General features: G+C 36.7%; 24 protein-coding genes and 2 pseudogenes. 21 read left to right on the forward strand and 5 right to left on the reverse strand.

The features are described 5' to 3' along the window. The first annotated feature begins 9 nt into the window (after positions 1–9). The 18 genes from S3O_RS19780 to S3O_RS15760 all read left to right on the forward strand — a co-directional run bounded on the left by S3O_RS19780 (position 10) and on the right by S3O_RS15760 (position 14155). Positions 10–324, forward strand: a complete 315-nt coding sequence (locus S3O_RS19780; RefSeq protein WP_268869448.1) for an NAD-glutamate dehydrogenase domain-containing protein — start codon at positions 10–12, stop codon at positions 322–324. Between the two features lie 351 nt (positions 325–675). After that, positions 676–1095: a hypothetical protein gene (locus S3O_RS0107565; RefSeq protein WP_010598483.1), complete on the forward strand. Its 420-nt coding sequence runs from the start codon at positions 676–678 to the stop codon at positions 1093–1095. Between the two features lie 234 nt (positions 1096–1329). Continuing rightward, positions 1330–1647, forward strand: a complete 318-nt coding sequence (locus tag S3O_RS17420; protein WP_156792819.1) for a hypothetical protein — start codon at positions 1330–1332, stop codon at positions 1645–1647. Then, a complete protein-coding gene (locus tag S3O_RS0107570) occupies positions 1568–2374 on the forward strand; it encodes a hypothetical protein (protein ID WP_029463722.1) in 807 nt (268 codons plus the stop codon). The genes S3O_RS17420 and S3O_RS0107570 overlap by 80 nt, the downstream gene beginning before the upstream one ends. Before the next feature lie 20 nt (positions 2375–2394). Then, complete coding sequence (locus tag S3O_RS0107575; protein ID WP_010598484.1) at positions 2395–2943, forward strand: condensation domain-containing protein; 549 nt, start codon at positions 2395–2397, stop codon at positions 2941–2943. 26 nt (positions 2944–2969) lie between these two features. Then, positions 2970–4385: a condensation domain-containing protein gene (locus tag S3O_RS19785; protein WP_268869467.1), complete on the forward strand. Its 1416-nt coding sequence runs from the start codon at positions 2970–2972 to the stop codon at positions 4383–4385. Continuing rightward, a complete protein-coding gene (locus S3O_RS19790) occupies positions 4363–6423 on the forward strand; it encodes an AMP-binding protein (RefSeq protein WP_010598486.1) in 2061 nt (686 codons plus the stop codon). The genes S3O_RS19785 and S3O_RS19790 overlap by 23 nt, the downstream gene beginning before the upstream one ends. A gap of 76 nt (positions 6424–6499) precedes the next feature. Then, positions 6500–6793, forward strand: a complete 294-nt coding sequence (locus S3O_RS0107590) for a hypothetical protein (protein ID WP_010598487.1) — start codon at positions 6500–6502, stop codon at positions 6791–6793. Between the two features lie 104 nt (positions 6794–6897). Further along, positions 6898–8481: a PAS domain-containing sensor histidine kinase gene (locus tag S3O_RS0107595; RefSeq protein ID WP_010598488.1), complete on the forward strand. Its 1584-nt coding sequence runs from the start codon at positions 6898–6900 to the stop codon at positions 8479–8481. Positions 8482–8628: 147 nt separating this feature from the next. After that, positions 8629–9234: an Hpt domain-containing protein gene (locus tag S3O_RS0107600; protein ID WP_010598489.1), complete on the forward strand. Its 606-nt coding sequence runs from the start codon at positions 8629–8631 to the stop codon at positions 9232–9234. 110 nt (positions 9235–9344) lie between these two features. Continuing rightward, on the forward strand, positions 9345–9962 hold the full coding sequence (locus S3O_RS0107605; protein ID WP_010598490.1) for an ankyrin repeat domain-containing protein: 618 nt from the start codon (positions 9345–9347) through the stop codon (positions 9960–9962). Next, positions 9938–10177 (forward strand): hypothetical protein, encoded by a 240-nt coding sequence (locus S3O_RS0107610; protein WP_010598491.1) that lies wholly within the window; start codon positions 9938–9940, stop codon positions 10175–10177. Before S3O_RS0107605 ends, S3O_RS0107610 begins: the two co-directional genes overlap by 25 nt. A gap of 621 nt (positions 10178–10798) precedes the next feature. Next, positions 10799–10978, forward strand: coding sequence for a hypothetical protein (locus S3O_RS0107615; RefSeq protein ID WP_029463724.1), 180 nt, complete (start codon positions 10799–10801; stop codon positions 10976–10978). A 581-nt stretch (positions 10979–11559) separates the two neighbouring features. Next, positions 11560–11934 (forward strand): type IV pilus modification PilV family protein, encoded by a 375-nt coding sequence (locus S3O_RS0107620; protein ID WP_010598492.1) that lies wholly within the window; start codon positions 11560–11562, stop codon positions 11932–11934. After that, entirely contained in the window at positions 11931–12128 is a 198-nt protein-coding gene (locus S3O_RS0107625; protein WP_029463725.1) for a PilW family protein, read from the forward strand. Before S3O_RS0107620 ends, S3O_RS0107625 begins: the two co-directional genes overlap by 4 nt. A 23-nt stretch (positions 12129–12151) precedes the next feature. Further along, the gene (locus S3O_RS0107630) at positions 12152–12817 is read left to right on the forward strand and encodes a hypothetical protein (RefSeq protein WP_192805915.1); all 666 of its coding nucleotides are present in this window, start codon (positions 12152–12154) and stop codon (positions 12815–12817) included. 110 nt (positions 12818–12927) lie between these two features. Next, complete coding sequence (locus tag S3O_RS0107635; protein WP_192805916.1) at positions 12928–13338, forward strand: hypothetical protein; 411 nt, start codon at positions 12928–12930, stop codon at positions 13336–13338. Positions 13339–13552: 214 nt separating this feature from the next. Further along, positions 13553–14155: an Hsp20/alpha crystallin family protein gene (locus S3O_RS15760; RefSeq protein ID WP_010598496.1), complete on the forward strand. Its 603-nt coding sequence runs from the start codon at positions 13553–13555 to the stop codon at positions 14153–14155. Positions 14156–14761: 606 nt separating this feature from the next. On the opposite strand, the gene S3O_RS0107645 is transcribed toward S3O_RS15760, so the two are convergent. From S3O_RS0107645 to rpoH, 3 genes are all read right to left on the reverse strand, one after another. Beyond that, positions 14762–15082 (reverse strand): DUF3579 domain-containing protein, encoded by a 321-nt coding sequence (locus S3O_RS0107645; protein ID WP_010598497.1) that lies wholly within the window; start codon positions 15080–15082, stop codon positions 14762–14764. Between the two features lie 60 nt (positions 15083–15142). Continuing rightward, entirely contained in the window at positions 15143–15778 is a 636-nt protein-coding gene (locus tag S3O_RS0107650) for a CYTH domain-containing protein (RefSeq protein ID WP_010598498.1), read from the reverse strand. A gap of 206 nt (positions 15779–15984) precedes the next feature. After that, positions 15985–16854, reverse strand: a complete 870-nt coding sequence (rpoH, locus tag S3O_RS0107655) for an RNA polymerase sigma factor RpoH (RefSeq protein WP_010598499.1) — start codon at positions 16852–16854, stop codon at positions 15985–15987. Between the two features lie 227 nt (positions 16855–17081). Between rpoH and ispG the strand changes: the two are divergent. After that, a pseudogene (gene ispG, locus S3O_RS20165) lies at positions 17082–18217 on the forward strand (flavodoxin-dependent (E)-4-hydroxy-3-methylbut-2-enyl-diphosphate synthase). A gap of 46 nt (positions 18218–18263) precedes the next feature. After that, positions 18264–19475 carry a L,D-transpeptidase family protein gene (locus S3O_RS12170; protein ID WP_192805917.1) on the forward strand — a complete coding sequence of 404 codons (1212 nt, stop codon included), beginning with the start codon at positions 18264–18266 and terminating at the stop codon, positions 19473–19475. Here S3O_RS12170 and S3O_RS0107670 read toward each other — a convergent pair. Further along, positions 19472–19858, reverse strand: a complete 387-nt coding sequence (locus S3O_RS0107670; protein ID WP_010598503.1) for an Mth938-like domain-containing protein — start codon at positions 19856–19858, stop codon at positions 19472–19474. The genes S3O_RS12170 and S3O_RS0107670 overlap by 4 nt on opposite strands. Positions 19859–20044: 186 nt before the next feature. Here S3O_RS0107670 and S3O_RS14340 point away from each other — a divergent pair. After that, positions 20045–21702 (forward strand): annotated as a pseudogene (locus S3O_RS14340) (DHHA1 domain-containing protein). Positions 21703–21759: 57 nt separating this feature from the next. Here S3O_RS14340 and S3O_RS0107680 read toward each other — a convergent pair. Next, positions 21760–22056, reverse strand: a complete 297-nt coding sequence (locus tag S3O_RS0107680) for a hypothetical protein (RefSeq protein ID WP_029463726.1) — start codon at positions 22054–22056, stop codon at positions 21760–21762. Between the last annotated feature and the right edge of the window lie 20 nt (positions 22057–22076).

Genomic DNA, 22076 nt, shown 5'->3' on the forward strand with positions numbered 1-22076 from the left:
TCTCAAATCATGAAACAAACGATGGAAACATTATGGGATACCTTAGGGCGTGTGGTGTTATTGGACGACTTAGACATCCAGCAGCGTCGATTAACGGTGACGATTTTACAATGCGTTGTTGACTCTCATCGTGACAATAAAGTTTGTTTAGAGCAATGGGAGGCGGCTAATCCGCATTTTATGCAACGTTGGAAACGTTTTCTGGCTGATTTACGGAGTACCAGTGAACTTAAACTTATGATGTTTTTTGTGATTGTCCGTGAGCTTGTGCATATGGTGGCGGAAGTAGAAAAACCCAGCCTAAAAATCGATATGCCATCGTAGATCCCTTTTTTTGAAAAAACACGCGCTTGCTCATTACGGTGAGTACGTGTTTTCTTTCTTATCCTATTTTAGGTTTATCCTAAAAAAGATCAGCACATAAGCATTTTTCAATATAAAAAATAACAAAATCCCCTTATTTTTTTACAAAAAAGAGTAAGAAGAAATAAGAATAAAAACATAAAAAAGTAATAATATTTTATTGGACATTCACAGTAAAAATGAATTATCTTAACTACGAGTAGGAATCTAGGGTTACTTTTCTTTTTGTTAATCAATAAATAAACATTCACTATCCAATCATTAAAGCCAAGGTTGGTTCATCTCAAAATTCAAAAATAAAAGGAGTTATATATGATTATTTTCTCAACATTCAATGCCAAATATCTTCATGAGCCGCTTAATTATTTAATTAATAAATTCAGCCATGAGCAAGTTGAAGTTGATTATGGCAATATTTTTTTTAATCTAAAAAAATCAATTCCGCTAGAAAAAGCGATTGTTATATTAGTACGGTTTAGTGATCTGATTGATTCTGAAAAAGAATCAATTGATATAAATACTTTGCAAAAAAAATTCAATAAAATTATCAGTCAAATTGAAGATCGTAAACAAGAAAGTACACGTCCTGTCTTAGTTGTTTTATGCCCAAGTTTAGAAGAAAATTTTTTAAAGGATGTGCAATTGAAACAACAAGAACAAATATTTATTAATCAACTTAATCGACAATCTTTTCAATTATCACTCAGCGGATTCTATTTTTTAACTCCTTAGCCGATCAAGAAGCGCATATTCCCTATTCACCAGAATATTTTGTTTATTTGGCCTATACGATCGATATGACAAAAACAGTACCTTTTAAAGTCATTGTTGTCGATTGTGATAATACTTTATGGGAAGGTGTAATATTTTTTAGTTAAACAATGTCAATTAGGTAAATTAATTTGCCTTTGTAGTAAAAATGATGAAAATTGTATAACAGAGCTCTTTTCTGAAAGAGAAGAAGAAATGCCACTAAAAATTCAACATTTGACGGCAATTAAGGCAAATTGGTCTCGAAAATCAGACAATATTCGCGAATTAGCGAAGGAATTAAATTTAGGGCTTGAGCAGTTTATTTTTATTGATGACTCAGATCGTGAGCTTATTGAAGTGAAAAGAAATCTCCCAGTATTGTGTATGAAAATGCCAGAAAATTGCGTTGATTTGGAACGAGTTATTAATAATAATTGGATTTTTGAGCAGGATGCAGATCGCGCAGAGTTTTATAGAAGAGAACAGGAGTTTAGAAAAAAATCAACCACAGCAACGAGAAAGGTTATCTGAATTCGTCAGTTCATTAAATCTAGAAGTTGTTTGTAGAGAAATAAATGAGCAAGAAGAGCAACAATTAGGAAGAGTCAGTCAACTTTCAGAGCGTACTAATCAATTTAATTTAAATTTTTCTCCGGTAAATGTCGCCCATTTAAAATCTTATTTAAAAGAAAAAAATAATAAGATGATTACAGTTTCTGCTTCAGGAGGCTATATAGGTAACTATGGAGTTATTGCAGCAGCGCTTTTTCGTTTTCGAAAAAAAATATTAGAAGTCGACTATTTTTTTTTGAGTTGTCGCGCCTTTGGGTTAGGTATTGACTATCGATTAACGCATACATTAGCAGAATTAGCTGAAAAGAAAAAGATTGATCAAATTCAATTTACGTTTAAAAAAACAAATAAAAATAGAGTTGCGCAATTATTTATAAAAAATTTACTTATTGCTACAAATAAAAAAGATCTCAATATAGATTTACTCACTGAAAACCAAACAATAAAATTTATCTTTTTAACACAAGAATTACTACAGCTCGATATCGATAAACTATTAGATCAAGCCGATCAGCTAAAGACAATAATACCTGATGAAAATAAACAACACTCTTTACATGAAAAACAAATAGATTCATCTTGTTCTCAATATAATAGTAGCCATTATTTGCAGTCTATTCTGGATGAAACTCAAGATTTTAATCGTTTTGTAAATCTTTTTTTACAAATAATAGAAATTTATTGAGTCTAAGAAACAGCGAGCAGTTGATTAGTGAAATTATTCTTCGCGTTTTACGTAATAAATCACTTGTTTATCTAGGATTAGATTCAATCAAAGCAACAGAGTTGGGTTATTATCTCCATCAAATGACAGGAGTAAGTTTTTCACTATCGGAATTACTTTGTAGTAAAACAACAATTGCCCACTTAAAAAAACAAATCTTAGAAAAAACGTCTTTGCCGGCTATCGATCCATGCAAACTAGAAAATTCAGATGTTAGTTTTGCGTCTTGGCAGCAAGAAAGACTTTGGAATGCAGAACAGAAAGAAATATTAGAAAACGGAACTGCGGAATTTCAAATGCTGGCTTGTTATGAAGTCGCTCGATTAAATATCGAACCTTTTCGAAAAGCTTGTCAAAAACTGATTACCTATTATGATGTGTTTGGTATGAAGTTTTTTATGGATGAAGGTTCTCTGAGGATAGCAATTTTTAATCCTCAAGCGAGAGAATTATTTTTTGAAGTAAAAAAAATACAAGAGATTAATTTAATAAAACAAGCGATTGAAGACGAACTGAAAAAAAAATTTTAATACAGGATACCCCGCTAATTAAGTTTATAGTTTATCAACTAGAATCCCCATCAGAAAATAAATACTACCTGCTTTTTTTGGTACACCATGCTATTTTTGATGCGGTTTCACTCAAGACGACTTTAGATTTTTTAGGGCAAGCGTATCAAAGTCATTCTCTCGATGCCCTTCTTATAAAACCTGTACAGTATAGAGACTATATTCAGTATCAACGCAGTAACCTTATTAATCACCTGGATCGAACTATCGATTACTGGACGCAACGATTGGCGCATATTGATACCCTTGCTGAGTTAAGAATAGATAAAGAAAAAGAAGCCCAGCCACCAAATAGTGAAAAACGTGCAAAAAGAAAAACCTTTGTTTCTTCCTTTGAAACGTTTTCTTGTTTAAAACAAGTTGCGCAAGCGCAGGGTGTTACTTGTTACGGTGTGATCAGTGCACTATATAGTATTTTAATTGCACATTATACTTATCAGGATGAAATCGTTCTATTAACAGTGAGTACAGGAAGAACCAACCCATCTTTTTATAAAACGATTGGTTTTTTTGTCAATTTACTGGTGCAACCCTTCACTTTACAAGGGGATCAATCATTCAACTCTTATATAAAGGAAAATTATAAAAATTGGTTACAAGATAAGCAGCATGAAGAAATTCCATTTGAAAAAATACAAGAAATATTAAAGAAAAAAGATATTCAAAATATTTTTGCTATTCCTGCGCTAATTTATCAAAATTATACTCCTCCAAATTTAATATTAGATGATCAATCCGCGCAATTATTTTTTCCGCAAGATTCTATTCTCTTTGATCAACGTACAACTTGCCATTTTGGCCCATTTACTTTATTTGTTTCAGAAACTGAACAAGGTTTTCATTTTCTTATTGAATATGAACAAGCTTGTTTTAGTGAAAATTTGATTGAAAAAATAAGTACTAGTTTTCTAGCGCTGCTTGATAATGTTGCAGCGAATCCAAATCAAAAAATAAAGGAAATAACTTGTCTTTCTGCACAGCAATGGTCAGAAATTGAGTCGTTCAGCCAAGGACCTATTGTCAAGTATGATTTAGAAAAATCATTGGTACATAAGTTTTATGAGCATGTTTTGCAAAGTCCAGAACATATCGCCTTAAATTTTGCAGATAAAAAAATAAGTTATGCTAAATTAGACCAATTATCTACCGAATTAGCTCGCCAATTAAACCAGAGAAACGTCCAAAAAAATGATAAAGTGGGTCTTTGTTTAAAACAAAAGTTCTTATTTCCGATTGCTGTATTGGCTATTTGGAAGCAGGGAGCTATTTGTGTCCCGATTTCGAATGAAGATACATCTGATCGGTATGAATATATTCTCCAAGAGTCTAGATTAACCACACTTATTTTACAAGATAATCAACCGCTTAATTCATGGTTTAATGATAGAGCAGAGCAGTTTTAAATTTGAAATATTACCACTCAATTTTGCTAAGTTAGTCGAACAAACAGAGTTAAATCAAACACAGTATAGTGAGGAATCACTCAAATCACTTTCTGCACGACAAGGAAGCTTTATTTATTTCACATCTGGATCAACAGGTAAGCCAAAAGGGGTTATTTTATATCAATATAATATTCTACGAGTAGTTGATTCGCCAAATTATTTAGCGATTCATTCTCATGATAAGGTAGCGTTGGCTTCAGATATCGCGTTTGATGCCGCTGTTTTTGAAGTATTTATCGCTTTATTAAATGGCGCAACGTTAGTGGTTTTTGAAAAAGAAACAATTTTAAATAAAAACCGATTTGATGAATTATTACACAAAAATGGAGTCAGTATACTTTGGTTAACAGCGGGTTTATTTCATCAATATGCGTTAACTCATCCAGAACTATTTCGTTCATTAACTTATCTGTTGGTGGGTGGTGATGCGATTCAGAAGCAAGCCATAGAACGTGTTTTTAGCTGTCAGCAGGGTTCACCGCATTATATTATCAATGGTTATGGACCGACTGAAAATTCAACATTTACCGCAGTTTTAGTCATGACACAGGCTACTTTTTCAAAACAGTTGCCTTGGGTACCGATTGGTCGACCAATTAATAATACCTTAGCATATGTTGTGGGTAAGTTTGGACAACCTGTTCCTCTGGGTGCCGTCGGTGAGCTGGTGATAGGCGGGGAAGGTTTAGCGCAAGGTTATCTCAATCACCCAGACTTAGAGCAGCAACGCTTTGTCTCTTATCCTAATTTAAGCACAGTCAAATTATATCGATCGGGTGATAAAGTTTTTTGGAGTCATGATGATTTTGGAAGAGAGCAGCTTTGTTATTTAGAACGCATAGGCGAAGAAATTAAAAGACAAGGTTATTTTGTTTCTTTGGAGGAAATTAGCCATTGTTTGAAACAACATCCTGCTATAGCTCAAGTCGTTGTGCTGAATACAAGCTTTGCTTCTAGAGAAAATAGGTTAGTTGCCTTTTATGTATTAAAAAAAGCATGCCAAATAAAAACATCGCTTGAAGATTATTTAATGGCTCGTTTGCCGCATTATATGTTACCCAATGATTATCAAAAAGTTTCCGCTATTCCATTGACTCGAAATGGAAAAGTCGATAAAAAACATTTGCTTTCTCTCTTATCGATCAACCATACACATTTTAGTAAAGAACAGCCAATATTAAATTCTATAGAAAAGAAAGTAAGTGATTTATTTAGAAAAATAATTGCACTACCCCATGGTTCGACTTATGCGCTTGATATTGATAAAAGTTTCTTTTTATTAGGCGGATCATCTATTAAAGCAGTACAACTTATTGCAGAAATTGAAAATATGTTTGCTGTAGAGGTGGATTATAGTTTCTTGAAAAAATATCCAAGTATTCGTAAATTAAGTAATTGGATTAGTCAACAGAGCTCGCAACAGACGATTAAACATCAGGAGGATATTTTATTAAATTTAGGAAAATTCGCTACTCACATAGATGAAAATTTATCTATTATTTTTATTCATCCAGCAGGAGGAACAACCGATTGTTATCAAGGTTTAATCCCTCATCTGCCAGAAGCTTATAATTACTTTGGGATTAATGATCCAGTTATTACAAAAAAAAGTAAACAACCTAACTCAATTTCTGAGATGGCAAATAATTATTTAGAAAAAATTCAGCAAAAAATTAAAGGAAATTTTATCCTCGCGGGTTATTCTTTTGGAGGAATGCTTTCTCTAGAAATCGCTGCCCAAGCAGAAGAAAAAGGTATTTCTACCCTCTTAGGTGTTTTCTTATTAGATACTTGGATTGTGTCTTGTGCGACAGATCAAGCACAAAAAGTACTTCGAGATCGAGTCAACGCCTATTTTGATCAAACAAAACAAGTGATTTTAAGTAAAGATTATGATTCTCAGTATGTAGAGAATGCTTCAAACGTTCAAACACAGCAATTACTCAAAAAAGAGACTGAGCGCATGCGGGAACAATATAATCAATTTAGGGTTTAAATTTATACCAAAAAGATTAATAAAAACAAAAATAAATTTATTTAAAGCTACAGAGCTCGATGATTCATTTCAAGATATGAATTTAGGTAAAGACAGTGAAAATAACTATCTTTCTGGTTTTGTAAATAAGGAATTATTTGTTAAAATACTCGTCGACGGCGATCATTATTCTATTTTAAATGAAAATAATTTAGTAGAGATCGCTCGCAATTTTTCTATGCAATTACAAAAAATAAAAATTGAACTTGATGTAGGTTTTATAAATAAAAGTCGATCGTTGTTTTTTAGATCATCAAGAAACGATAGTCATTTTTCAGAAGATAATTCAAAAGATTATCATCAAGCAAATAATGTTTTTAGAGTAAACTAAATGTATCTTGAAGCCTCTATTTTAAATACACTGCCTTTTTCTATTTATTGGATTGATCCCAAAAAAATATTTTAAAAGGAGGAAATCATTTTTTTATAAATTTTTTGGATAAATCATTAAAAGATAATTTTAAAGAAAAGCCAATAGAGGCTATTTTTAAAAAAGAGCAAATGACAATTATTTGTCATTTGCTTAAGCAATGTTTAAAAAAAAATAAATCCTTATCTTTATGCGGAGAATTTTATAAAAATGTTGGTAATCATTTACAATTTGTACAAATACACTGTTGTTTTCTTATAAAAGAAAATTTAAGTATTTTTGTCGAAATATTCGTTCCAGAGAAGGAGCTAGTTCAAAATTTGCGAACAGAAAAAGAAAAACTTGAAATGTATTTAAATAATTTGATGAATTTTATCCCAGCCAGTCTTTATTGGAAAGATAAAAATGGTGTCATTTTAGGTGGAAGTCGGCTACACGCTAAACTAGCTGGCTATACTGATCCTAAAGAAGTGATTGGAAAAACAGATAATGATTTTGTATGGAGGAAATATGCATCAGATATTAGAGAAAATGATCGGTTTGTTATCCATCATAATCAGGTGGTGAATTTTGAAGAAAAAGCAATATTAGAGGATAAAAAAATACATACGTTTTTAACAAATAAGTTCCCGCTAAAAGATAAGTTTGGAAATTCTATTGGTGTTTTAGGTGTTTCAATTGATATTACTCAATTAAAAGAGATCCAAAAAGCGCTGATGGAGGCAAAAATCATGGCAGAAGAAGCCAATCATGCTAAAACAATATTTTTAGCGAATATGAGTCATGATATTCGTAACCCGTTGACAACAATTATCAGTTTAGCCAGCTTTTATGAAAAAAATACATTGGGTGAATCAGCGATTAATTTTGGTTCAATTGCTTCATTAGCTAAAAAACTCCTTGAATTACTTAATGATATATTAAAATCTTCCGAAACCGGTCAATTTGATGAAAAGCAACTCCATAAGGAAACGTTTTCTCTGAAACAGTTTCTTGATAATTTACAGTCTTATGTATTACCTATGGCCCAACAAAGCCAACTTGATTTTTTTTTGGATGTTGATCAGACACTAAGTGATTATTTTATTATCTGTGATCGAAGTAAACTCTACCGAATCTTGTTTAATTTACTCAGTAATGCAGTTAAATTTACAAAAGTAGGTAGTGTTCAGTTGAAAGTAAATAAAGTAGCTGATTTAATGGAAAAAAAGGCTGTTACTATTCAATTTGAAGTTTGTGATACCGGTCCTGGAATTGATCAAGATAAACAACCTTTTATTTTTGATAATTTATTCCGCATTAATAAACAAAGTAATGTCCTTGGTAATGGAGTTGGGCTCTATATCGTAAAAAAATTTGTTAATTTACTAGGTAGTCATATTCAGGTTAAAAGTGAGCTAAATAAAGGTTCAGTTTTTTATTTTTCTTTAACATTTCCATTTGAAAAACGAACATTAAATTATAGAAAAATGGAATCATTGGCGTCTCTAAATAAGTCCCCCTCAATTATTGAAGAGCTTAAAAAAGACTATCCAGTGATAGAATCTAAAAGAGAGGCTATTGAAAAAAATAAAAAAAATATTCTCGAGCTAAAAAAAGAATATTACTTATTGAGGATGATATCATTGCAAATAAAATCGCTAAATTAATATTAATTGATGCGGGTTTTCATGTTTCTACAGCGAATAACCCTATTCGTGGATTACAGCTAGCAAAAAAAACTCATTCGATTTTATTATTACCGATTTAAATCTACCGAAAATGAGTGGCCAAGAATTTATCATTCTTTATCGTTATTGGGAGAGAATACAAAAAAGAACTCTATTCCTATTTTTGCCTTAACTTCTTTAATTAATACTGCGGATAGTGTTGTTGAAAAATATGGATTAGAAGAATTTGATGCAATTTGGCCAAAACCTATTTCAGAGAAGAATATAGAAGAATTACTCAGTTATACGGTTGTCGGTCAGTATAATGTAATTCGGCCTTCTGTTTTTTATAATAATCAGGAAAGCCTAGGTAATAAAGGAAAAGATACTTCGGCTCTTTCTTTAGAACTTGAGAAAATAGTGGGGTACCCGATTTTTTTCTTACCGCTTAGCTTATATACGTTAGGAAGAGATGAGCCCTTGCAAAAAGAAATTTTATCTATTTTTCATGATAATTTAGAAAAGAATATAATTGAAATTAAAGAAGCCTATCGCGATAAAAATTTTAATAAAATATATCAACTTGTTCATAACTTAAAGGGTAGTACTGGATATGTCGGTGCGATGAGGCTCGATGCAATGTGTAAGTTTTTTCTAAATATTCTAGTTCTTTATAAGAATAATCTTGAAAAAATAAATAAATTTTATTATTATTTAGAAGATGTTTTATTAAAAACATTGCAAGAATTATAATGAAAAGATTAGAAATCTTTTATGTTTAATTAAATAATAAAGGATACGAGGCTACTTATAAAAAATTAAAAATTTACTCTAAAAAATAGTATCTGAATAAGGAGGTTATTATGTCACCTAATAAGCGTAAATTTTATGCTGCGGCAGAGAAGGGCGATCTACAAAAAGTAAAATGTTACATGGATTATAATAATGTCGATGAAGCAGATAGATTTGGTCGGACTGCACTTTTTTTAGTCATTTCTAAAAATTATTTATCTATTTCTCAAGCGCATCTTTCTGTTATTGAGTTTCTCTTAGAGCATAAAGCAAATATTTATAAAATGGAAAATCGTGCTGGAAATACATCACTCAATGTCGCTAAGTTAAGTTCAAATAATGCGGTATTAAAACTTTTTCTTGAAAAAAATCGAATAGACGACTCATCAAAATATAAACTGATCAAAGAGTTAGTGATGATAAATAATCATGATGCGGCTCAAGTGCATAATATCTTATTAAAAATAAAATGTGTTAAAGGGACGCTTGCTGAAACGCAACCTGTTTATAGTAATGAGAATTTACGAATTGAAAAAATAAAGTTACTGATCGCCCATATTGAACAAGTCAATAAAAAAGAGATTAATGATCTGTTATCTTTAGCCATTGAACGTAATAATATTAAAACTGCTAAAGTATTTATTGACTTGATTTTAGAAAAAAAATGGGAAGAAAGAAAAGTTTTGTAAAGAATAATAAATATTTATCTCTGTACTGGGATGAGCAGCTTAAAAAAATAGATCAACCTTATCAAATACAAAGTACTGCAGGGCAAGGATTAAATCGATCAGTGGGATATGCGGAAGGCTTAGATAAGATGTTTGCTTCTTATCGTAAAACATCAGCTATTACTGAAGAGGATTCTCTACTTTCGAACAGTGAGCTGTACCAATTTAGACAATAATTTAATAGACTTCATCAAGATTAGATCGTAGTCGTTTATTTTTAGCATCCTTAGCTCTGATATGAAAAAACTAAGATTTTTAGATGATATTAATCCCAGGCTTTCTATCATGTATGATTCTAGACACCGTAAAAATAGCATGCTTAGTCTTTTTTTAATAGAAATGACGTTTGTTCGTATTTATTCTATCATTCTCTTGAAATCACTATACTCTATTAACCAATCTATAAAATAATTATCATTGAGTTGAGAATAGAGTAAATTATTAAATATACTTTATAAATTTTATTTTAAATTTATATTATTCACTTTTAATAAAGTTTTCTTATTATTTTTTATATATTCAAAATATATTTTTATAATTTGTTTATACTATTTTCTCATCATAAAACCAATTTTTTAATAAGAATAACAATTTATTATTTTTTTATTAAAAAACAGATATATTTTTATTTGTTAATTTTTATTATATTAAAAAATCGATCTTGTTATTTAATAATGATGTCTTTGTAGTGTAGTTAAATGAAATAATTTTTCTACCATTTTTGATTTTTTTATCAAAAAAAGTAAATTATCCTCTTAGTAATAAAAAAATAAAATGATTTATCGGTAGGTATTCTAATGATAAAAATAAATTTTGATCAGCTTATTTTAATAAGAGAACAGTTTAAAATTCATTTGCAACAAGCGAAAATGATACATCCATGGAAAAATCATCCTTTTATTTGTCGAGATATCGATAAGTTGGTTAGGGAAATCGGTAACAATATTTTTCTTAGCGTCGCCTGTGCTTTTCTCTGATCAGATTCATTATAGACACCATAATTTACTTGCAGTATTTAGCCTTAAAGCCTGAGCAAGCCATATTATCTTCTGCGCGATACCGTGCTTTAAATTGTTTTCGTTCTCAATAAGGGCATGATACGCAGGTAACCTCTAAAGAAACAGAGCAAAACTCTGTTGTTAAAAATGAACGGGAAGAAGATATACGGAAAAGTGTTAGATTTCGTATGTTTGGTATGTATTAATAAGATGAAAAAAACTCAGATCACGCCATAATCTTATCTAAGATATAAATTTAAAAAATCATGAGCAACGGCCATAAATCGAATTAGAGAATTATAGCGTGGAATGAATATTAAAATTTCTAATTTTAGATATACTTAATTTATTAAAAGAAATCGTTGGCTTGAGTGAGGGTTGTTTTCTAAATTGAAGATTATCTTATAATGACTACGCTTTATCGCGAAGTGACAATCTATAATACATAACTTCAATATCACTGATACGGTAAAGTATGTGGATTGAATAATCCTATTTTACACGATATAGTCAAACGTATTACTTATTAAAAATAAAAATAAATTAAGTTGGAAAACAGGATGTATTCCAAGATTGCTTTCACGACAGCAGGCTTCACCCTTGTCGAGGTCTTATTCGCAGCGTTTATCTTAAGCTTCGGGATTTTAGGCTTTTTACTAAGCGAACTGATGGCTTTGCAGGTGACGCAAAGGATGCAAGCGTTAAGTATCGCGCATATAAAAAGCTATGCGTTTGCTGAAACGATCAAAGCGATTGACCATCCTGCCTCGACTTACGCTCTCCAGGCGCGATGGCAAATGGAACTGCAAGCGCAGCTTCCGCATACTCGTTCGCGGGTTCATATAGCAGGCCAAACTTACCAAGTCGAAATAACAGAAGTTTCTTCTCAAAAAATCGGGTCGTCTGTTCTGTACACGTTATATTTTAGTGTATGAAGTGTATACGACAACAAGGTTATACGATGATTGAGTTAGTGATCGCTTTAGGGTTAGCACTTTTCTTAAGTACATTGGGTATACAGACCTTTGTCTACGCTAAAAAAAATTATACGACCATTTACCATTTGAACCAATTGCAAAATAAAATACAGCTTGCGATGATCTGGCTCAGTCGAGATATTCGTAGATGATCTGGCTCAGTCGAGATATTCGTATGGCCGGGTTCGTAGGTTGTGTTCCCTTAGCACGGGTTTCCAAAATAAGTGATTCTTTTGCCTTTCAAAAACGCTTAGTGGTTTGGCATAATGATCGGCCTTCGGTGCCTTTTCCGACGTTACCACTGCCACCTGTTGAATCTCATAGCGACAAAATTTTGATTCAAGCGATGGATCCGGACGTTTATCCCGTCGTTTTTGCGCAGGGCGATCACGTTAGACTATTTGACCGATCACCCTTTCAGAAGGGTGATACGCTGATTATCAGTGATTGCCAACAAGCAGAGCGGTTTTATTGGGGACAAGCACGCTTACAGCATACGTACACTCGTGACAGTGAGGTCGCTTATTTGAATAAAATAGTTTATTACGTTGCGAAAACGGAACGCTATAATCGACAAGGCCAACCGATTTATGCGTTATATCGCCGTGATTTAAATCAATCGTTTTATAGACCGAGCGAATTACTGGCCGGTGTGAAGCAATTGACAGTTCGTTTTGGGGTAAACGATCCTGCAACCGGTGGTGTTAAGTTTATTGCGCCTGGATCATTGACGTTATCTCATCGATTGCGTTGTCTCGAAATCACGTTGTCTCATCAAGAAGCGAATCAGCAAGAGACCTCCTGGCAATGGGTGGTGGCTTTGCGTGAACCAGCCACTTGATGAGAACAACATCGAAAAAGCGCTGTTATTTGCTTCTTGGTGCTTATTTTGATAGGCCGAGAGCGAAGCAGTCGGGTTTTATTCTAGTTATGTTTTTATTATTGGTATTAATGATTGGGCTGTTTGCCATGACACTTCATGAACAGTTACAGCTTACGCTACGTACACAACAAAATTACGCGAGAGGATTACAACAATTTTATGCAGTGGAAGCGGTATTGTCTCATGCTGAAGTATTTTTGCTTAATCATCGCGTTGTCGAGCATCAACTTTATAGCGAAGTGTATGCCGGATATCATGTTTTTTATTCTTTTAAGCGATTACTGACCCCTTTTTGTTTTCGGCAGCAGCGTGCGTATTATTATCGAATCACCGCTTATCTAACGCCGAGTCATGAGCGTCCTGTTTCAGCCATCACCTTGCAAACAACCTATGCATGCGTTACACCGGAATCTTGCCAAGAGAAGGATGCCACCCTCGGTCAATTAGGACGCAGCGCATGGCGAGAACAAAACCATTAAGTGGCTGAATCGCTCGAATAAAGTCTTATTTCTGACCATTTCCTCTTCTTTTTCAGTGTAGACTGGATGTAAGTGATTGCAGTCTAGCGCAAGATATTCGATAATAAACCGGTACTTAACCCGTTCAGGGAATGGTTCCTGAGTTCACAAAGGGTTAGCAAACAGTTTGAGAATAATAAATTTCCTTTATTCATAGCAAGGGGTTGATTTTCAAATGAACACCATTCGGAAAAACGCGATAGTTATCACTATCCTTGGATTAGGCGCTTTATGCTTTTCTTTATCGGCTTCTGCTGCGGCACAAAAGCCCGCTGTGCAAGCCGATCCTGCTCTGCAAACGGCTTCCTCTTCAGCGCCCAACACACTCAATCAAGAAGTCATTTCGTTAGATGTGGTCAATCCGATTGATGATTTAGTGCAAATTGATAAAACGTTTGATCGATTGTTACGCATTAATACGACACTCGCGAAGCAGTTTTTCATGGTCAATCATCATGCTTTTGCTTCAGAACTGCATGAAGAGGCGACGCAATTTGTGCTGTCAGTGGATCTTCCTGGGGTGGATCCGAAAGCCGTGCATCTGACAGTGCAAAATCGGATGCTGATGATTCAAGCACAGCGTGAGATAACGAAAAAGACAGATCAAAAAAAGACAGAATCTGAGGCAAAAGAGTATGTGTATCGTTATCGTTTTGCATTACCTGATAGTGCCGATGCAGATAAAATTACAGCGAAATTGAACCGTGGGGTATTAACCATCATTCTCCCGAAAGGAAAAGGCCCTCAACCTCGAACGATCCTGATTCAGGATCATTAGACCCTTCGCTTTTTGTTTTATCTCTAGAAATAGCTTGTTATTTAACTATTTTAAAAAGCCACTATGAATGTATAAAAATAGTGGCTTTTTTATATCAGTAAAAATAGGTTATTAGTATAAATTAATAACTTATAGAGAAATTATCCTTTTTACGAATTATAAAATTTTTTGAAAATTTGAATTATCGATTAATTTTTAGAGAAATTTTTTGCTCAACATTAATTGATTCAAATTGCTATAGTAAAGACAATCATCAATATTTTCTTATTGAAAATTGTATTTTTATACAAAGATAAAAAGTAATATTTTTTATCTAGACCAGAAACTTGTTTTATAATCTGACTTGATAAAAGTTGATTCAAGAGTGCTGTTTAAGCAGAATCTTATTAATTAGAAGTATTATTAATAATTTAAGCCAAGATTTTATTTGCTGTCCTAGTTTAAAATACTATAATTTAGCGAATAAAAGACGATTAAAACTAAATACTTTTATCAATCAAGTTAGAAAAAATTATTTATTAAAGATAATCATAGACTGAGGCGAGTGAGCAGTATAATTTGTAAATTCGTTATTGATGGAAATTTATTTAAAATCGCATCTGCTTGTTAGGCCGTTTCTATTTCTTCTTCCTCATAAGACTCATGAATTTTCAAGCGGTTTTCATTGGCAAATTTCATGATACATTCGAATATATCTGGATGGGTTTCTTTGAGTTTCGGATCAAGAATAAGACTTTTGGTATGACTTTGATCGTCAACAATCGGACGAAGTTGAGGTGAATAACAGATGCGCCGATTATCAAAGCTCGCCAAACAACCGCACATTCGCTCTGCCCAGTCGCTGGGACGAAAGACATCGCCTTGTTCAGTAATGCCCTCAATAATAATACGTTTTTCTTTTGTGCGTTTTGGTTGGGTGCATGCCATACAGGACCATTCTTCAATTTTTATCAGTGGAGGAATACTACAATAATAACACGTTAGGTACTAGGCTTTTGTGGTTGAGAGTGGTTCTTCCATATAAAGTGTATAACCACGCTCAGCTTTACTACGGGTTTCCAATAGGAGGGGAATGGTTTCTTTGAGCTGTGCGGCGAGAGTATAAAGCTGTTGTTCATCGCCTTGTTTGAGCTCGAGTTCAATTTCGTGGATTGGGCTTTGTCGAAAAGCAGTATGTACGGCTCCTTGATCCAATACTAACTCTACTTGAGTATCCTGGCCTACGGATAAATTCCACTGTGTTCTTTGAAAAGACGTATAAAATAATTCGATTAAGGGCTGATGACTCAATAATTGACGTAGTGTTTTTACGACCTCGGCATCGTTAAATGCTTCAATTTCTAACTGTGTTCCCGGAACCGGTTGATCCCATTCATGCCGGTGATGGAGATCACCGATTTGCTGACCTCGGCTTTTGAGCGTTTGGATGGTACGACCTTCTGCTTCTCGAATGCGTAAGGAAAGACCATTTTGCCAAAGTGTGAGTTGTGGCGTATCAAAGTAACGGCTTATTAAATGAGTAGTTTCCGGTACTTGAGTGGCTTGAGCAATGATAGGGTGCGCATAGAATTGTGCAGTATCTTCAGGCCGTAAGCTGAGTTTGAGTTCAATTTCAAGAAACATAGATTGTTCGCTTATTTAGGATGATCCGGTAAGAGTGTTTTAGTACCCGGTTTTTTTTGATCGCGAGAGCGGAAAATCATTTCGTAAGTCGCGATTTCTTGTTGTTGTGAAGAAGACTTATAGGGAAATTGGGTTTCAAAACCGGGCTAACAGATGATCGGCTTCACTGATTTTATTTTGCACAATCGGCGTACCAAATAAATGTTTTAGCATGCGTCCGCCTGTTCAATGGCCAGACGAAGGTCTTTAATTGCCTTTTTTTCTAATTGGCGCACACGTTCGGCAGAAACTTGATAGCGATTCGCTAATTCTTGCAGCGTCGTTTTTGGGTGGCCTAACCAACGCTCACGAATAATAGTTTGGGCACGGGGGTCCAAATTGGTCAAAGCACCTTGTAAACGTTCTTGACCCGATTCAGCGGAATCACTCGCTTCAAGTAAGCGTGCTGGATCATAACGTGAGTCTTCAAAATAAGTATCAATGAGTGGGTAAGTGGGTCCATTTGCCTCATCACGATCTTCTGCGCCGATATCCAGGCTAATGTCATGGGCAGCTAAACGCGATTCCATCTCACGAACCGCTTCGGGTTTCACGCCGAGATCGTCTGCGACCGCTTTAATTTCTTTTGCATTAAACCAACCGAGACGAGATTTCATACGTCGTATATTAAAAAATAATTTACGTTGTGCTTTGGTCGTAGCAATTTTAACGATACGCCAATTTTTTAAGATAAACTCTTGTATTTCGGCCTTGATCCAATGCACAGCAAAAGAAATAAGACGAACACCGACTTTTGGGTCAAAACGCTTGACAGCTTTCATTAGGCCAATATTTCCTTCCTGGATGAGGTCAGCTAACGCCAGGCCATAGCCCATATAGGTTTGGGCAATATGGACGACAAAACGCAAATTGGCGATAATCAATTTTTTAGCGGCTTCTAGATCTTGATGATAATAATAGCGCTCCGCTAACTCGCTTTCCTCTTGTGCACTCAAAACCGGAATTTGCCTTAATTGTGCAATATAGGCATCCGTACTGTTAGTGGGAAGAGATGGACAAAGTTTAGGTAAATGCATATTATTTATCGGGCCTCCGTCGCGATTTTTGAATTATTTTGCAGTCATTCATTGGACCGTGGAATGCTCTGATTATAGCGCAACTTGTTTTTCATTGCATCTGTTTTTCTATAAAATAGCTTAATTATATCGGTAAATCTATGGATTCTGTAACCCGTCGTCAAAGTATTGCTGTTAAAGTTGGTTCGGTGTGGATGGGTGGTGGGGCACCGATTGTTGTCCAGTCGATGACTAATACCGATACCGAAGAGGGTGCTGCGACCGTCCAGCAGATTCAGGACCTGGTTCGCGCCGGATCAGAGTTAGTTCGGATTACTGTTAATACGGAAAAAGCAGCTCAGCAAGTTCCTTTTATCCGCGATAAACTGTATGAACTGGGTTGCCCAGTCCCACTTGTGGGCGATTTTCACTATAACGGCCACCGGTTGCTCGAGCAATACCCAGCCTGTGCGCAAGCGCTCGATAAGTATCGAATTAATCCAGGGAATGTCGGTTATGGTGAAAAACGTGATAAGCAATTTATTCGCCTTGTGGAGATTGCGTTGCAGTATGGGAAGGCCATCCGTATCGGCGTAAATTGGGGGAGTTTGGATCAGGACCTCAGTGCGCGTGAAATGGATAAAAATGCCAAAGCGACACGACCCCGCCCGGTCAACGAAGTCCTACGAGAGACCTTAATTTTATCGGCACTGCACAGTGCACAGCTGGCTGAAAAAGTGGGTTTAACTGCCGATCGAATCATTCTATCCTGTAAAGTGAGCCGTCCGCCAGACCTGATTGCGGTGCATCGCCAATTGGCGGCACGTTGTCAGTATGCCCTCCATCTTGGCCTGACTGAAGCAGGGATAGGATCCAAGGGGATCGTCGCGACGACCGCCGCGTTAGCGATATTATTGCAGGAAGGAATTGGCGATACCCTGCGTGCTAGCCAGGCGGCGATCGGACTCAAGAAGTGTTGGTTTGCCAGCAGATTTTACAAGCACTCGACTTACGTCGTTTTCGACCTTCTGTTTCAGCATGCCCGGGTTGTGGACGGACCACCAGCACCTATTTTCAACAACTCGCTAGTGAAATTGAAACCTATATCCAAATCCGGATGCCGGTATGGAAACAAACTTATCACGGTGTTGAAAATCTTACGATTGCGGTCATGGGCTGTGTGGTCAATGGTCCCGGGGAAAGCAAGCATGCGAATATCGGGATTAGTTTGCCTGGAACCGGTGAGAATCCAGCGGCTCCGGTGTTTGTAGATGGATGTAAAGTCGCGACGTTGCGGGGTGAAGCGATTGCCCAGACATTTATGCAATGGATTGAATCTTATATAGAAACACATTACACACGCATTCAAACAGTGACTGTTTAGTAATGAGTAAACAATAAATCGGAATAATTAAGTAATGAAAAATAAGGTGAATAAAAAAGGCGTTTCATCTCAAGCAAAATTAATGATGGGTGTGCTTGGATGGTGTTTTATTTCGGGGGCTTGTGAAGCGTTGACTGCGCCGTTGAATCCAGCGGTGCAACGGTTAAGTGATAGCTTAACTTACTATGAATCGTTAGCAAAACAACCTTGGCAAACCTTGCATCTGGCACAAAGGCTCACTTTAGATCAGGATGACCCCGCGGTTCCGCGATTGCGCACACGCTTGTGTCAATATGGCGACATTCCCGCGGAAGTTTGCGCGGTATCAACGAATGAACAGCACTATGATGAACGCTTAGAGAAAGGCGTGATCCACTTTCAGGAGCGGCATTGTATTGTGGCGGATGGGATCGTTGGACCGAGAACGCTGCGTGCACTGAATGTTTCACCCGCGCAGCGTGTCCATCAAATTCAAATTAATCTTAAGCGTTGGCATCACTTGATTGCCTTGGCCGAACCAAATTATATTTGGGTGAATGTGCCGGATCACCGTTTGCGTTTAGTTCACAATCATCAGGCGGTTTTTATCGCGCGCGTGATTGTCGGTAAACCTTCACGACAAACACCAGAAATTCATTCAGAAGTGACACGCGTGGTCTTAAATCCTTATTGGGTGATTCCACCTGGTATTGCGCGCCGCGATATCCTTCCCAAGGCGCTAAACGACCCGAGTTTTTTAACACGCAGTCATATTCGTGTGTTTTCTGTACAAGCGCCACAACGAGAGCTAGACCCTTCACAAGTCGATTGGGCGACCGCGTTACGTTACCCAGGACGTTATGTTTTACGTCAAGATCCCGGACCCCATAATGCGTTAGGACAAATTAAGTTTTTATTTTCTAATCGGCATTATGTGTATTTACACGATACGCCGACCAAGCATTTATTTGATCAGCCGGTTCGTTTATTTAGTTCAGGTTGTGTACGCATGGAAGATCCGTTTGATTTCCTAAACGCACTGACGCGGTTTGATTCATCACTGGCGTCTAAGGTGGCTGAATTGGACAAATATCTTGAATCAGGCAAACAGGTTTCGATTCATTTACAGCAACCGGTGCCCATTCATATTACTTACTTAACGGCTTGGACGGATTCAAAAGGCGTGATCCATTTTTGGGATGATGTCTATAGTTTAGATCCTGTGTTTACCCATTTACCGAATCAAAATGAGCAGGATGAGTATCCCCATCCGATTTAAGAAGACGTAGGATTAATTAATAACGCGGCGGCTACTTGACGATTCTCTGCAAGTAGGAGGCTATAGGTTCGGCACGCTGCCGCAGTATCCATCACTTCAATACCAATATTTCGTTGATAAAACTCAGTGAGTAAAGCGGGCTCTAACCATTGAAATTGACGTCCGGTCCCTAATAAAACAAGCGCCGGCTTTAATTCAAACAACGGGATCCAATCTTGCGGATGGATGTCAGAAGCCGTGTTAGGTCGCCAAGGATGGTAAAGTGTTTTGGCGCTGACCAGCAGACTATGGGTGATTTTTTCATCATTAATTTGAATAAACGTATCGCTATACGCACGAATGTGATAAGAGTCAGAAGGCGCCGTGTCGAGGTGTAATTCCATAATAATGAGTCTGAGGCATGAAAAATCATTTTGGTCAAAAATACTAACATTCTTCGTCAAATAAAACTATGATATAGCCCGAAAGTCAGCGCTATTTTTGTGAACTGAGTCGATCGCTTGCAAAATAAGCTACGATGAGAAGAGACAATATCCCTATTTTTAGGTCCGTTAAGGACGGCATAACGTATGCAAAAACGATTTCAACGTCGTGCGTTCACGCAATTACCGAGCTTAGCATGTTTCCATCCCGTTTTAGCACGGGTGTATGCGGCAAGAGGTATCCAATCCACTGAGGATTTAGATTATCGGTTAACACAATTAACGCATTATCAATCATTACGCGGGATCGATAAAGCAACCGAACTCCTCGCGATGGCGTTGAAACAACAACGACGTATTTTAGTGGTGGGAGATTTTGATAGCGATGGAGCGACCAGTAGTGCATTGGCTGTCTGTGCGTTGCGTGCATTCGGAGCCACGCACGTCGATTTTTTAGTCCCTAATCGTTTTGAATACGGTTATGGACTTTCACCGGAAATTGTCGCCGTGGCGTTGGCACAAAAACAGCCAGATCTGATTATTACAGTCGATAATGCCGACCATCATTTACCTGGCTTGACGTTGCCAGAAGCCGATGCCATCGTGAACCCACAACAGCCGGGTGATACTTTGTTACGTCAGCAGCTTCGTCAAATTCAGTGGTTTGATCCACTACAGCGACCTGAACCCAAAATGACGGCTTTTTTAGATTTAGTCGCGTTGGGTACCGTCGCCGATCTCGTGACCTTGGATCACAATAATCGTTTGCTGGTCCATCAAGGTTTACAATGGATTCAATCCGGACAAGCGCGTCCCGGTATTTATGCCTTGCTCAAATTAGCAAAACGATCGTTTAGCACCTTACGCAGTAGTGACTTAGGCTATAGTGTTGCGCCGCGTTTGAATGCGGCGGGACGTTTAGCCGATATGTCATTAGGTGTAAAGTGTTTATTGGCGGAAAACACGGATCAAGCGCATCACTTAGCGGTGCAATTAACTCAACTGAATGAAGAACGCCGGGTGATCGAAGCCGATATGCAGCGCGGTGCGTGGCAGATTTTAGAAAAAAAATTGCGGCCGAGCCCTTAGAAAAAGGGGTCTGTCTTTTTAGCCCGGATTGGCATCAAGGTGTGATCGGATTGCTGGCCTCACGGATAACCGAACGTTGGTATCGCCCGAGTATTGTTTTTGCTCCAAGTCAACCACACAGCGTTGAATTAAAAGGTTCTGCGCGCTCGATTCCCGGTGTTCATATTCGTGATGTGCTCGCAGCGATTGCGGCACGAGCACCGACATTAATCCAAAAATTTGGTGGTCATGCGATGGCCGCAGGCTTGACATTAAAACAAGCTAATTTTGCCGCGTTTTCTGAGCAGTTTCAGCAGGAATTAGATCAATGTCTTGATGAAACGCTTTTACAAAAAATTTGTTATACCGATGGTGAGTTAACAACCGAACAGTTTTCTCTTTCTCTGGCGAAACGTGTACGTGAGGCTGGCCCTTGGGGGCAGGGTTTTCCTGAACCGTTATTTGAAGGACGTTTTCGTGTGTTAACACAGCGACTTGTCGGAAATAAACATTTAAAAATGACTTTGGGGTTGGAACAAGACGCGTTGCAGATTGAAGCGATTGCGTTTAACGTTGATTTGGCATTGTGGCCGAATCATCGTACGGATAAGATTCGTGCGACGTATCGACTCGATATTAATGAATATCAGGGTCGTCAGAGTTTACAGCTGATCGTAGAGTGGTTCGAGCCGATTTCGTCCGCTGCAGTGTGCGTGCCCATGGAAGCTGTAATTTAGAGAGACAAATAATAAAGGCCAGTGAAAATAACTGGCCTTTACGGTTGGGGCAGAAACCTAATTTTTATCAGTTTCTGCTGCAGGCTTTACATCAGTAGGTTCCGTTCCTTTTGCAGTCAGATCGTTTCCTGCTTTATTTTTAATCGTCTCTTCAATTCGTTTCGCTTCTTGGCTATCATTAGTGAGACATTGTCCTTTAGGGGGTTGTGCCGTATCTTTTAAGGCTGTGCTCGGTTCTGTGAGCTCAGAAGAAGCCTTAGCAGAGGGGTCAGCCGGCATTTTACTTGCGGCAAAGGCAGGAAGTGCTAAAACGGCTGTCGCCGCACCGAGTAGTAGCGCTTTTTTTAATTTCATGGCTCAGGACTCCAATTTGT

Source organism: Rickettsiella massiliensis 20B, assembly GCF_000257395.1.
GTDB classification, from domain to species: domain Bacteria; phylum Pseudomonadota; class Gammaproteobacteria; order Diplorickettsiales; family Diplorickettsiaceae; genus Diplorickettsia; species Diplorickettsia massiliensis.

Excerpts from the sequence above, each read along its gene's own strand:
- S3O_RS19780 (WP_268869448.1), top strand. The coding sequence starts at position 10 with ATGAAACAAACGATGGAAACATTATGGGATACCTTAGGGCGTGTGGTG.
- S3O_RS0107565 (WP_010598483.1), top strand. The coding sequence starts at position 676 with ATGATTATTTTCTCAACATTCAATGCCAAATATCTTCATGAGCCGCTT.
- S3O_RS17420 (WP_156792819.1), top strand. The coding sequence starts at position 1,330 with ATGCCACTAAAAATTCAACATTTGACGGCAATTAAGGCAAATTGGTCT.
- S3O_RS0107570 (WP_029463722.1), top strand. The coding sequence starts at position 1,568 with ATGCAGATCGCGCAGAGTTTTATAGAAGAGAACAGGAGTTTAGAAAAA.
- S3O_RS19790 (WP_010598486.1), top strand. The coding sequence starts at position 4,363 with ATGATAGAGCAGAGCAGTTTTAAATTTGAAATATTACCACTCAATTTT.
- S3O_RS0107590 (WP_010598487.1), top strand. The coding sequence starts at position 6,500 with ATGAATTTAGGTAAAGACAGTGAAAATAACTATCTTTCTGGTTTTGTA.
- S3O_RS0107605 (WP_010598490.1), top strand. The coding sequence starts at position 9,345 with ATGTCACCTAATAAGCGTAAATTTTATGCTGCGGCAGAGAAGGGCGAT.
- S3O_RS0107610 (WP_010598491.1), top strand. The coding sequence starts at position 9,938 with ATGGGAAGAAAGAAAAGTTTTGTAAAGAATAATAAATATTTATCTCTG.
- S3O_RS0107615 (WP_029463724.1), top strand. The coding sequence starts at position 10,799 with ATGATAAAAATAAATTTTGATCAGCTTATTTTAATAAGAGAACAGTTT.
- S3O_RS0107620 (WP_010598492.1), top strand. The coding sequence starts at position 11,560 with ATGTATTCCAAGATTGCTTTCACGACAGCAGGCTTCACCCTTGTCGAG.
- S3O_RS0107625 (WP_029463725.1), top strand. The coding sequence starts at position 11,931 with ATGAAGTGTATACGACAACAAGGTTATACGATGATTGAGTTAGTGATC.
- S3O_RS0107630 (WP_192805915.1), top strand. The coding sequence starts at position 12,152 with ATGGCCGGGTTCGTAGGTTGTGTTCCCTTAGCACGGGTTTCCAAAATA.
- S3O_RS0107635 (WP_192805916.1), top strand. The coding sequence starts at position 12,928 with ATGATTGGGCTGTTTGCCATGACACTTCATGAACAGTTACAGCTTACG.
- S3O_RS15760 (WP_010598496.1), top strand. The coding sequence starts at position 13,553 with ATGAACACCATTCGGAAAAACGCGATAGTTATCACTATCCTTGGATTA.
- S3O_RS0107645 (WP_010598497.1), bottom strand. The coding sequence starts at position 15,082 with ATGGCATGCACCCAACCAAAACGCACAAAAGAAAAACGTATTATTATT.
- S3O_RS0107650 (WP_010598498.1), bottom strand. The coding sequence starts at position 15,778 with ATGTTTCTTGAAATTGAACTCAAACTCAGCTTACGGCCTGAAGATACT.
- rpoH (WP_010598499.1), bottom strand. The coding sequence starts at position 16,854 with ATGCATTTACCTAAACTTTGTCCATCTCTTCCCACTAACAGTACGGAT.
- S3O_RS0107670 (WP_010598503.1), bottom strand. The coding sequence starts at position 19,858 with ATGGAATTACACCTCGACACGGCGCCTTCTGACTCTTATCACATTCGT.
- S3O_RS0107680 (WP_029463726.1), bottom strand. The coding sequence starts at position 22,056 with ATGAAATTAAAAAAAGCGCTACTACTCGGTGCGGCGACAGCCGTTTTA.